The organism is Amycolatopsis sp. NPDC003861, from assembly GCF_053605405.1.
Genome location: NZ_JBSGJD010000295.1, coordinates 1 through 10,932, shown reverse-complemented (window position 1 = coordinate 10,932; position 10,932 = coordinate 1). Strand labels below are relative to the sequence as shown.

Below are 10,932 nucleotides of genomic sequence, written 5' to 3'. Positions count from 1 at the left end.
CACCGCGCCCAGCCCGGGCGCCAGCGCCGGGAACAGCTCGCGGGCCTGCGCCGGGTCGAGAAGCCGGACCTCGCCCATCTCGGGCGCGTTCGCCGCCCGCGACGTCAGCCGCTCGTGGGCTTCGGCCAGTTCCGCGTCGTCGGCCGAGACCACCATTCCGCCGACCACCTCGAACGACGAACCTTCCAGCTCCGCGGTGAACTCCCGGTAGTACCGGCCCGCGGCCGCCGCGAGCGGGTAGACCGCGTCGTCCCAGCGCGATGTCCAGGGGCTGACGATGCCGGCGCCGGCTTCGGTCGCCGTCCCCGGGCGCGCCGCGTCCGCGACGATCACTTCCGCGCCGCGGCCCGCCAGGTGCCAGGCCGTCGCCGCGCCGCCGATTCCGCTGCCGATCACAAGCACTCGCATGCTTCCCACCCTGCCCGATCTTGCCGCGCCCGGGCCAACGGGATAACCCACGCAGACGCCCGGCCGGTCGTATGCTGCGCGCCATGCCGAGCCGTGCCGAGCGGTATTTCGCCCATCTCGACACCCTGACCGGGTCCGCCGCGCCCCGGCTGCAGCCCATCCCGTCGACGCAGCCCGGGCTCGACGACGTCATCTCGTTCGTCTACGCCGACGAACCCGAGCCGCGCTACCTCACCGGCGCGACCTACGGCCTCTCGCTGGCCGACCACCCGGACTGGCACGGCGTCCGGCCCGAGCTGTGGATCAGCGTCCGGTCCGACGACCCGGTCTGGGCCCTGGCCATCGGTTACCTGGCCGAGCAGCTGCGCGGGACGTGCCCGTTCGTCTACGGCGACACCATCGACTTCGGCCAGCCGATCGCCCCGGAGTCGTCGATGACGGCGTTCGCGGTTTCGGCGCCCGCAAGCCTCGACGCGCACCAGTACACGCTGATCGACATCGGTGGCGCGCCGATCAGCATCGCGGGCTGCTACCCGGTGCACGACACCGAGCGGAAGTACATCCGCGAGCACGGCATCGACGCGTTCTGGCAGCTGGACTGGGACCTCTACGACGTCCGCCGCCCACCGGTGGTCTAGCGACGCTGCACCAATTCCCGGACCGCCTCGACGAACGCCTCGGCGTCCAGCTCGTCGTCCCACGAAGCCTGCAGCAGCAAGCCCTGGTAGATGGCCACGAGCACCCGGATCACGGCGTCCGGTGCGACGTCGCCGAACGCCTCTCGCTGGTCGTCGACGCCTTGACGGGCCAGGGCGCGGATCCGGGGTTCGCGGACGGTTTCCGCCCACGCCTGCAGCCCGAGGTTCCGCTGCTGTGCCGCGTCCGGCCCGGCGATCTCCCGCAACAGGCCGAGGTAGCCGGCCAAGGGATCGTCGGCGTCGCCCAGGCCGGTCGCCCGGGCCGTGTGCCATTCGCCGACGATCGCGAGGATCATGTCCTCCTTGCCGGTGAAGTACCGGTAGATCAGCCCGGCGGACAGGCCGGACTCCTTGACGATGTCCTGCATCGAAGTGCGGTGGAACCCGGCGCGGGCGAAGCAGCCGGCCGCGGCGTCGAGAATCTGACGGCGGCGGCTCGCCAGGTGTTCCTCGCTGACCTTGGGCATCTACCGGACCACCGCCCACGCGATCCGGTAGAACTCGGCGGCCGGCTCGCCCCGGTGGTAGCGGGCGGCCGCGTCCTTCGCCGACAGGTCGCCCTTGAGGTCCAGACCTCGTTCGGCCAGGTACCCGGGGACGTCGGCGGGCCGGAAGCCGAACGTCCACGGTTCACCGACCTGCGCGACCTTCCGCTGCCAGGCGACGTCGGCGCCGAGCACCGCCCGGTCGACGTAGGTGAAGATGATCGTGCTGCCCGGCGCGGTGATGGCGGCGAGGTCGCGGAGCGTCGAGTCGACGGCCTGCTCGGTGAGGTAGTTGGTGACGCCTTCCCAGACGACGGCCGTGCGCTTGCGCGGGAAGCCGTCGAGGGCCGTGACAAGGCTGTCGGTGCCGAGGTCGACGGGGACGTAGTGCACGTGCGGCCGGTCCGCGACGCGCTGCCGCTTGGCCCGCTGGGTCAGAGGGTGGTCGACCTCGTAGGTGGGCAGCCTGCCGGCGATGCGGTGGGCGCGGCTGTCGTACCCGGCCCCGAGCAGGAGCACCTGGTCCGGCTCGGCCCCGGTGAGCAGGTCGTCGATCAGCCGGGTGCGGGCGACCGCCGACATGCGCGGCCCGCCCGGGTAGAAGTGGTCGATCGCGCGCGCGATGCCGTGCCCGAGCGGCCGGACGGCCGCGGCCCGCACGAGCCAGCGGTAGCGGGCCGGCAGAAACCGGATGGCGAGGTCGTCGGCGAAGAGCCGGTCGCGGCGCCGGGTCTCCAGGGCGCGGAACAGGGCGACGTGCTCGGCGGTTCGGCTGGCGGAACGCATGCGGCCAGCATAGCGAATGAACGTTCATTTTTCATCGGGCACGAGTCTGTCGCCGTTCACGCCCGGTAGGCGGCCGCCGCGATCCGGGCGAACGAGCGGATCAGCGGGTTCGCGTCGCCGTCTTGCCAAGCGACGACCACCGGATTCGGGGCCATGTCCGGCAACGGCACCACGGCCAGCTCCCCCGGCGGCCGGTGCCCGAGCGGCATCAGCCCGACCGTGCCGTTCCACAGCACGGCCTGCAGACATTCTTGGACGGCCCGCACCACCGGCCCCTCGCGGGGTTCGCCACCGTGCCAGTACGCCTGCCAGACCGGGTCGGTGCCGTCCGGGAACCGGAACCAGCGCCGTCCGGCCAGGTCGGCGAGCGCGAGGTGATCGCGGCCGGCCAGCGGGTCGTCGGCCCGCAGCACCGCGCCCACCGGGTCGGCGCGCAGCTCGTGCACCGTCAGGCCGGTCTGGTCGAACGGCCCGCGGGTCAGCGCGACATCGACGAGCCCGGCGCGCAGGCCGCAGGTCGGGTCGGTGAGGTCGGCGTCGCGGACGCGGACCTCGACGTCCGGGTGCCGGGCCCGGTGGGCCTCGGCGAGCCGGGTCGCGGCGGGGTCGGCCCCGTCACCGAGGATGCCGACGGTCAGGGTCGGTGTGCCCGCCGCCGTGGCGACGCGCACGCGAGCCTGGTCGGCCTGGTCGAGCAGCGCCCGCGCTTCGGCCAGCAACGCCGTTCCCGCCGGGGTGAGCGCGACGCCCGCGGCGGACCGCAACAGCAGGACGGCCCCGACGTCGGTTTCCAGTTGCTTGATCGCCCGGCTCAGCGGCGGCTGGCTCATGTGCAGCCGCGCCGCGGCCCGGCCGAAGTGGAGTTCCTCGGCGACCGCGACGAAGTACCGCAGCGTGCGCAGCTCCATGACCGGCGACGATAGGCGCCCGGTATCGGCGCCACCGAACCGGTCTTGGACGGCGGCGGACGAGCGGCGGTGGAATCGGGGCATGACCGAGCTGAACGATCCCGCCGTGCGTGTCGCCGGCGCCCGGGAGATCGCCCCCGACCTGCTGGTGATCCCGAACGACCACGTCGATTTGGTGCCGAACATCGGCATCATCGGCGGCACCGAGGCCGTCCTGGTCGTCGACACCGGCATCGGCACCGCCAACGCCGAGCAGGTGCTGGCCTTCGCGCGCGAAGTGGCGAAGGGCCGTCGCCTTTATCTGACCACGACCCACTTCCACCCCGAGCACGCGTTCGGCGCGCAGGTGTTCGCCGGTGAAGCCACTTACCTGGTCAACCGTGGCCAGGCCGAAGACCTCGCCACCCGCGGCCCCGGCTACCTGGAGATGTTCCGCGGCCTGGGCGAGACGATCGCCCGCCGCCTCGACGGCGTCAGCGTGCCCACCCCCGACTTGGTCTACAACGAGCACACGCTCGACCTCGGCGGCCGGACCGTCCGGCTGCGGCCCACGGGCCGGGGTCACACCGCCGGCGACCAGGTCGTCGAGGTCCCGGGCGCCGGCGTGTTGTTCACCGGCGACCTGGCCGAAACCGGGCAGTTCGCGATCTTCCCGTGGTTCCCGCCGCACGACACGGACGTCTCGGGCGTGGGCTGGCTCGCGGTGCTGGACCGGCTGATCGCGTCCGGACCGCGAGTGGTCGTACCGGGCCACGGCGCCCTCGGAGGGCTGCCGGTGCTCACCGACGTCCGCGACTACCTGCGCGAACTCCGCGACGAAACCTGGCGCCGCCGGGATTCGGCGATGGGCGTGGACGAACTCACCACCGAGGTGCGCGCTTTGCTCGTCGAGCGCCACCCCGAGTGGGCCGGCCGAGAGTGGATCGAGCCGGGCATCGGGTGCCTCTGCGCGGAGCACGGCGTCACGGCGTGACGAGCCACTCGACGATCGCGCGCGAGATGGCGCCACCAGCCCGCTCGTCGTAGCCCTCGAAGCACGGCATCGAGTTCGCCTCCAGGAAGAACCATTCCCCGGTGGCGCGCTCGATCTTGAAGTCGACGCCCAGGAGAGGAACGCGGCAGTGCGCGGTCAGCCGCGCGCAGCCTTCGGCGATCTCTCGCGGCGGCACCAGCGGGCGGTAGTCGTTGACGCCCCGGACGGTCCGGTAGTCGAGCACCGGCGAGTCGATCAGCTCGCCGAACGACCGGTCGCCCACGACGTGGATCCGCACGTCCGGCCCGGTGATCCGCTCCTGGAACAGCACCGGCAGGTCGACGAGCCGCGGCAGCCGGGACTCGTGGTGCGGCTCGAAGACCGTCGCCCACGTCTTCGTGGCGCTGGCGCCTTTGAAGATCGCCCCGGCCCGGCAGCCGCGGACGAAGTCCAGCGCCTCCTGCGGGTCCGAGGTGAGGCAGGTTTCCGGAACCTGCCACCCGCCGACTTCGCCGAGGGTCACCGCGTGCAGCAGCTTGGTGAACCCGGACGCTTCGCGCAGCGGCGGGTTCATCACCTTGCCGGGCAGGAATTCGAGGATCAGCGCCAGCGCCTCGGTCTGGCCCGCGGAGGCCGCGGCGAGTTCGGGCGTCGGGGCCGCGGAGGCGACGTCCACGAGCCGGCACCAGACGGCGTCGAAATCCTCGGCGCGGTGAGTTTCGCCGTCCAGCGACAGCTGGGTATCGGCCGGGCTGTCCAAGGGAATCCGGATGCGGCCGCGCATGGCCAGCGAGGGCAGGTCGACCGGCCGGAACGCGACCCCGGCCCCGCGGAGCGCCCGCAGCCCGGCCGTGAAGGTCGGGTCGGCGGCGACACCGAGGCAGAGGATCATGAGGTGAGCCCGGCCAGCAGGGCCGCGTAGACCTGGTCCTCGAAGTCCGGGAACAGGTGGTGCCCCGGCCAGCACGAGACGTCGGCCAGCCGCGGGATTCCCACCTCCAGGTCCACCCGGAAGTCGGCGAACATCGTTCCCCGCCTTCGGATCCAGGCGACGATCGGGGCCACCCGATCCGCCGTCTCCGCGTCGGGCCGTGCTCGCCCGTCACCTGCCTCGAAGGTCTCGGCTCCGGCGACGACGAACCGGCGGGTGCGGCCCGGGTCGCCGATCTGGACGACATCGAACCGGCTGCGCGGGGCGTCCGGGTCCAGCACTGTCCACTCGGGAATCCGGTACACCTCCTGTCCCGGCGCCGTACCGTCGTTGAGGATCACCGTGCGCGGTGGCTCGACCACCCCGGCACTCGCGAGTTCGAGTGGGTCCAGGCGCGCGAAGAACCCGTGCTCCGACGGCCGGTTGACCACCGGCCCCGGCCACAGGGCGACCGCCGACCAGAACGCCGCGTAGGTCTCGGCCGCGGCGAAGGCGCGGTCCGGATCCTGCTCGTCACCCCAGCCGCCGGTCCCGCGGTTGAGGATCCCGGCCACTTCGGCGCCGTCGAACGTCAGCCGCGCCCGGCAAATCCGCTCGCGAGTCGACCGCACCGAGACGCCGACCCGGCCGAACTCGTGCGCGATGACCGCCGCAACCCCTTGCGAGGTCGCGAAAGCGGTGAACCGGGCCGCCGTCTCGTCCGTGTCCGCGGCGATGACCAGGAGCGTCATCGGCCGCTGGTTTCCCAGACTTCGAGGGCCGCCGCGACCTGCCAAGCGGTTCGCGCCAGCTCGTCGACCACCGCGGGCCGCGCTTCGGCCGGGATGAACGGGTCGCCGATCGGGACGGATTCGTCGTCGTCAGCGGAACCCGGCATACCGCTCCATCGATTCGCTGGTCTCGGTGTTCTCGCTGGTTTCCGTCATCTCGGAACGCTCGGTGGTCTCGCTGCCTTCGGTGCCTTCCTTTCCTTCGGAGCGCTCGGTGTTTTCGGAACTCTCCGTTCCTTCGGACCCGATGCGGGACACTTCGGGAATTCCGGCCGCGGAAGTCACGCCGAGGTAGCTCGCGGCGCGCCTTCTGATCTCGACCGGGAAATCGGTGAACACAGCTTCGTCACCCATCCTGACCCCTCCACGCCCCACCGCCGCCGGTCTTTCCATGGGAGCACCCGGCGAAAGCGGGTGTCAACGCTGCCCCGCGCGATGCACCTGCATGGGGCAGCGTCGATTCCCGGGAACCGTTTCTTTTTCACCGGGTGTGGGCCGTGCGCAATTCCGGGTCACCGATTACGCTCGGGCGCCGAGCACCGCCATTGCCGCGTTGTGGCCGGGGATGCCGCTGACACCACCTCCTCTCGCGGCACCCGCACCACACAGCAGGATGCGTTCGTGGGCGGTCTCGACGCCCCAGCGGCCGGCCTGGGCCGGGTCTTCCGCATACGGCCACGACAGGTCCCGGTGGAAGATGTGCCCCGCCGGAAGGCCCAGCTCGGCTTCCAGGTCCAGCGGGGTCTTCGCTTCCACACAGGGCCTGCCGTCCGGTGCGATCAGCAGGCAGTCCTCGATCGGCTCGGCCAGCACGCTGTTCAGCGAAGCGAGCGTCGCGCGCAACGCCGCTTCGCGTGCCTCTTCGTTGCGCCCCTGGAAGAGGCGTGCCGGCATGTGCAGGCCGAACAGGGTGAGGGTGTGCGTGCCGGCCGCGCGTTCGGCCGGGCCGAGGATCGACGGATCCGTCAGCGAGTGGCAATAGATCTCGCAGGGCGGCAGCGTGGGGATCCCGCCCGCCGCCGCCTCGCGGTACGCCGTTTCCAGCTGGCTGAAGGTCTCGTTGACGTGGAAGGTGCCCCCGAACGCTTCGGCCGGATCGATGTCCGGGTCACGCAGCCTCGGCAGCCGCGTCAGCACCATGTTCACCTTCAGCTGTGCGCCTTCCGGGCGCTCCGCCGGATCCTCGGCCAGGAGCCGCGCGAGCGTCGCCGGCGCGACGTTCGCGAGGACGTGCCCGCCCCGGACGACGAACTCGGTGTCGTCACGCCGGTAACGCACCTCGCCGTCCGGGTCGATCGCGAGCACCTCGACCCCGGTCACCAGGCGCGCGCCCGCCGCGGCGGCGACCGCCGCGAGCGAACGGGTGACCGCGCCCATGCCGCCGACCGGGACGTCCCAGTCGCCGGTGCCGTTGCCGATCACGTGGTAGAGCAGGCACCGGTTCTGCCGCAGGTCCTCGCCGTCCGCCGGGGCGAACGTGCCGATCAGCGCGTCGGTGAGCACCACGCCGCGCACCGTGTCGTGGCCGAACCACGACCTGAGCGCTTCGCCGATCGGCCGTTCGAACAGCAAGGACCACGCCTCGGCATCGCCGACGCGTTCGCGGAAGTCCACTTCGGACAGCAGCGGTTCGGTGAGCGTCCCGAACGCACGCCCGGCGACGCGCTCGGTCAGCTCGTAGAACCGCTGCCAGGCCGAGAAGTCCGAAGTGGACCCGGTGACCGCCCGGAACGACGACGCCGTCCGGACGGCGTCGTCGTTGTCGACAAGGAGACCGGAGCCGCCCGACGGGGTGTAGGACGACATCCGGCGCCGTCGCAGTTCCACGTCGAGGCCGAGGTCGGCCACGATCTTCTTCGGCAGCAGGCTGACCAGGTACGAGTAGCGCGAAAGCCGGACGTCCACGCCCTCGAACGCGCGGAACGAGACGGCGGCGCCACCGGTCTCTTCCCGCCGTTCGAGCACGAGCACCGACCGGCCCGCCCGCGCCAGGTACGCGGCCGCCACCAGGCCGTTGTGCCCACCGCCGACGATCACCACGTCGTAGCTGTCCATCTGCCGCCCCTCCTAGTTCGGCCTGCCCGTTCATCGTGACCACGGCGCCGGGGCGAATTCAAGGAAACGTCACGAATGGACCGTTCGCGCTATTCGGTTGCGCGGCGGCGGAAGAGTCCGGCATCCTGTGCGCACCCGGCAGGGAGCCGGTGTGGTGAGAACGGGAGGTGCCTGACGTGCGGACTGTCCGGGCCTTTTCGCGCCCTCACCCACCCGCCCCCCGAGGCTGACCACGCGCCCGGTGGGGCATCCCTGATCAAGGAGAAACCCACCAGTGCGCCAGCACGACTACGAAGACTTCGACCTGTTCGACGACCAGCCCACCCGCCGCCGGAAGAGCCCGCGGCGCGGCCGGTTCGACGAACCCGAACCCACCCGCAGCGGCCGGCTGACCGAAGCCGAGCGCGTCCGCCTCGCGAAGCTGCGCGACGACGCCTACACCGAAAACCAGCTGCCCGACGGCGCCGACCGCTGGTCCACCTGGGACGACGCCGAGCACGGCCCGCTCCCCCGGCCGGACTGGGTCGTCACCGAGCTCGCCGCGGTCGACACCGACCTCGGCGTCCTCAAGACCGGCAAGGAGGCCGACGTCCACCTGCTGCGGCGCGGGCTGCCCGGCACGCCGGGCACGCTCCTCGCCGCGAAGCGCTACCGCAGCGACGAGCACAAGCTGTTCCACCGCGACGCGGGCTACCTCGAAGGGCGGCGGATGCGCCGGTCCCGCGAGATGCGCGCGATGGCCCAACGCAGCGCGTTCGGCCGCAACCTCATCGCCGAGCAGTGGGCGGTGGCCGAGTTCGCCGCGCTGAGTCGCCTGTGGACGCTCGGCGCGCCGGTGCCCTACCCGGTGCAGAGGGAGGGGACGGAACTGCTGCTCGAGTTCCTCGGCGAGGACGACGGCACCGCCGCGCCCCGGCTGGCCCAGGTCCGCCCGGACCCGGACGAGCTGACGGACCTGTGGTTCCAGGCCACCGCGGCGCTCGAGCTGCTCGCCTCCGAAGGGCTCGCGCACGGCGACCTCTCGGCGTACAACCTGCTCGTGCACCGGGGCAGGCTGATGGTGATCGACCTGCCCCAGGTCGTCGACGTCGTCGCCAACCCCGGCGGCGTCGAGTTCCTGGCCCGGGACGTGCGCAACCTGGCCGGCTGGTTCCACGGCCGGGGCCTCGGCGAGCACGTCACGAACACCGGGGAACTGCTGGCGGAGCTCGTTTCCGCGGCCGGCATGGACTGATTCCGCGGCGGGGTCGCAGGTGTGGTGTGGAACACGCCTGCGACCCCGCCCACAACCGGTGACCTCGATGCGTAGTCCCAGCTCCGGCTCGGGTACAGTGAACACAGACCGCAACCGGCGGCGTGGATGAGTTGGTGTCCGTCGCCTCCAGAGCCACCGAATGGCTCGCGGTAATCCGTAACCCAAGCGGCGCGCAGTGTCGGCAAGCGATGACACGGTGTGCCGGGTCCGTCCCTGTGAACGCCCATCGCACACCATCTTGCCCTGCCTGCGCGCGGGCAGCCCGGGCCTCCCTTGCGACGAACCACGTCCGAGAGGCATTTGTGACAGTCACGTTCAACTCCGGCCACTCCTCGACGTCCGCCCGCGCGGGCCGTCCCGACCACAAGCCGCGCCAGCGGCCTGCGGGCGGCGACATGCTGCGCGACGACGCCGTCGAGACCGTGGTCACCAAGACGTTCGCCCAGCTGGGCCTGCCGGAGCCGCTGCTCCGCGCGCTGGCCGACGCGGGCATCAACCAGCCCTTCCCGATCCAGTCCGCGACCATCCCGGACGCGCTGGCCGGCCGCGACGTGCTGGGCCGCGCCCAGACCGGCTCCGGCAAGACCCTCGCCTTCGGCCTGGCCATGCTGGCCCGGCTCGACGGCGGCAAGGCCCGCCCGAAGCGCCCCCGCGCGCTGATCCTGGTCCCGACCCGCGAGCTGGCCATGCAGGTCGCCGACTCGCTGACCCCGCTGGCCAAGGCGCTCGGCCTGTGGTGCCGCACGGCCGTCGGCGGCATGGCCTTCGCCCGCCAGGCGGACGCGCTGTCCCGCGGCGTCGACCTGCTGATCGCCACCCCGGGCCGGCTGTCGGACCACGTCCGGCAGGGCACCGCGCACCTGGGCGACTGCAACTTCATCGCACTCGACGAGGCCGACCAGATGGCGGACATGGGCTTCATGCCGCAGGTCCGCGAGATCCTCGACCTGACCCCGCCGGGTGGGCAGCGGCTGCTGTTCTCCGCGACCCTCGACGGTGACGTCAACCGCCTGGTCAAGCAGTACCTGACCGACCCGGTCACGCACTCGGTCGCGCCGTCGACCGCCAGCGTGACGACCATGGACCACCACGTGCTCCAGGTCTCGCACCAGGACAAGCAGGACGTCATCACGCAGATCGGCGCCCGCGAAGGCCGCACGATCATGTTCGTGCGCACCAAGCACCACGTCGACCGCCTCACCGAGCGGCTGCGCGAGCAGGGTGTGCACGCGGCGGCGCTGCACGGCGGCAAGACCCAGGGGCAGCGCAACCGCGTCCTCGCCGACTTCAAGGACGGCCACACCCCGGTGCTGGTCGCCACGGACGTCGCCGCGCGCGGCATCCACGTCGACGACATCTCGCTGGTGCTGCACGTCGACCCGGCCGCCGACCACAAGGACTACCTCCACCGCGCCGGCCGCACGGCCCGCGCCGGGGCGTCCGGTGTGGTCGTCACGCTGGCGACGCACGACCAGCGCCGGATGGTCCGCCGGCTGACCGACCGCGCCGGCGTGCGCGCGGAGTCGACCACGGTCCGCCCGGGCGACGCCGAGCTGTCCCGCATCACCGGTGCCCAGGTGCCCTCTGCGCCCTGGAAGCCGCGCGGACCACCGAAGCCGTCAGCCGGCTGGTCGCCTACGAACCGCCTCGGCCGGAGCCCGGC

General features: G+C 72.1%; 13 protein-coding genes. 4 read left to right on the top strand and 9 right to left on the bottom strand.

Translation table 11 applies throughout. The features are described 5' to 3' along the window. On the bottom strand, positions 1-408 hold a 408-nt coding region (locus ACWEVN_RS42110; RefSeq protein ID WP_452055014.1), incomplete at its 3' end, for an NAD(P)/FAD-dependent oxidoreductase. A gap of 83 nt (positions 409-491) precedes the next feature. Here ACWEVN_RS42110 and ACWEVN_RS42105 point away from each other — a divergent pair. Then, positions 492-1,046, top strand: coding sequence for a suppressor of fused domain protein (locus ACWEVN_RS42105; protein ID WP_452055013.1), 555 nt, complete (start codon positions 492-494; stop codon positions 1,044-1,046). Here ACWEVN_RS42105 and ACWEVN_RS42100 read toward each other — a convergent pair. From ACWEVN_RS42100 to ACWEVN_RS42090, 3 genes are read right to left on the bottom strand one after another with little or no spacing between them, the layout of a single operon-like run. Continuing rightward, positions 1,043-1,573: a TetR/AcrR family transcriptional regulator gene (locus tag ACWEVN_RS42100; RefSeq protein ID WP_449682790.1), complete on the bottom strand. Its 531-nt coding sequence runs from the start codon at positions 1,571-1,573 to the stop codon at positions 1,043-1,045. The two genes, ACWEVN_RS42105 and ACWEVN_RS42100, sit on opposite strands and share 4 nt — an antisense overlap. After that, positions 1,574-2,377, bottom strand: a complete 804-nt coding sequence (locus tag ACWEVN_RS42095) for a class I SAM-dependent methyltransferase (RefSeq protein ID WP_452055012.1) — start codon at positions 2,375-2,377, stop codon at positions 1,574-1,576. Between the two features lie 56 nt (positions 2,378-2,433). After that, positions 2,434-3,285, bottom strand: coding sequence for a LysR family transcriptional regulator (locus ACWEVN_RS42090; RefSeq protein WP_452055011.1), 852 nt, complete (start codon positions 3,283-3,285; stop codon positions 2,434-2,436). A gap of 82 nt (positions 3,286-3,367) precedes the next feature. On the opposite strand from ACWEVN_RS42090, the gene ACWEVN_RS42085 reads away from it, so the two are divergent. Then, a complete protein-coding gene (locus tag ACWEVN_RS42085) occupies positions 3,368-4,258 on the top strand; it encodes an MBL fold metallo-hydrolase (RefSeq protein WP_452055010.1) in 891 nt (296 codons plus the stop codon). Here ACWEVN_RS42085 and ACWEVN_RS42080 read toward each other — a convergent pair. From ACWEVN_RS42080 to ACWEVN_RS42060, 5 genes are all read right to left on the bottom strand, one after another. Continuing rightward, positions 4,248-5,150, bottom strand: a complete 903-nt coding sequence (locus ACWEVN_RS42080; protein WP_452055009.1) for a hypothetical protein — start codon at positions 5,148-5,150, stop codon at positions 4,248-4,250. The two genes, ACWEVN_RS42085 and ACWEVN_RS42080, sit on opposite strands and share 11 nt — an antisense overlap. After that, positions 5,147-5,920 carry a hypothetical protein gene (locus ACWEVN_RS42075; RefSeq protein WP_452055008.1) on the bottom strand — a complete coding sequence of 258 codons (774 nt, stop codon included), beginning with the start codon at positions 5,918-5,920 and terminating at the stop codon, positions 5,147-5,149. Before ACWEVN_RS42075 ends, ACWEVN_RS42080 begins: the two co-directional genes overlap by 4 nt. Beyond that, on the bottom strand, positions 5,917-6,066 hold the full coding sequence (locus ACWEVN_RS42070) for a hypothetical protein (RefSeq protein WP_449682784.1): 150 nt from the start codon (positions 6,064-6,066) through the stop codon (positions 5,917-5,919). Before ACWEVN_RS42070 ends, ACWEVN_RS42075 begins: the two co-directional genes overlap by 4 nt. Next, positions 6,050-6,313 (bottom strand): hypothetical protein, encoded by a 264-nt coding sequence (locus tag ACWEVN_RS42065; RefSeq protein ID WP_449682783.1) that lies wholly within the window; start codon positions 6,311-6,313, stop codon positions 6,050-6,052. The genes ACWEVN_RS42070 and ACWEVN_RS42065 overlap by 17 nt, the downstream gene beginning before the upstream one ends. A gap of 165 nt (positions 6,314-6,478) precedes the next feature. Continuing rightward, positions 6,479-8,014 (bottom strand): phytoene desaturase family protein, encoded by a 1,536-nt coding sequence (locus ACWEVN_RS42060; RefSeq protein WP_452055007.1) that lies wholly within the window; start codon positions 8,012-8,014, stop codon positions 6,479-6,481. 274 nt (positions 8,015-8,288) lie between these two features. Here ACWEVN_RS42060 and ACWEVN_RS42055 point away from each other — a divergent pair, with 274 nt between their 5' ends. Both ACWEVN_RS42055 and ACWEVN_RS42050 read left to right on the top strand, forming a co-directional pair. Further along, the gene (locus tag ACWEVN_RS42055; RefSeq protein WP_452055006.1) at positions 8,289-9,248 is read left to right on the top strand and encodes a serine protein kinase RIO; all 960 of its coding nucleotides are present in this window, start codon (positions 8,289-8,291) and stop codon (positions 9,246-9,248) included. A gap of 323 nt (positions 9,249-9,571) precedes the next feature. Then, positions 9,572-10,932 (top strand): DEAD/DEAH box helicase (locus ACWEVN_RS42050; RefSeq protein WP_452055005.1); only part of this gene is annotated, 1,361 nt, incomplete at its 3' end.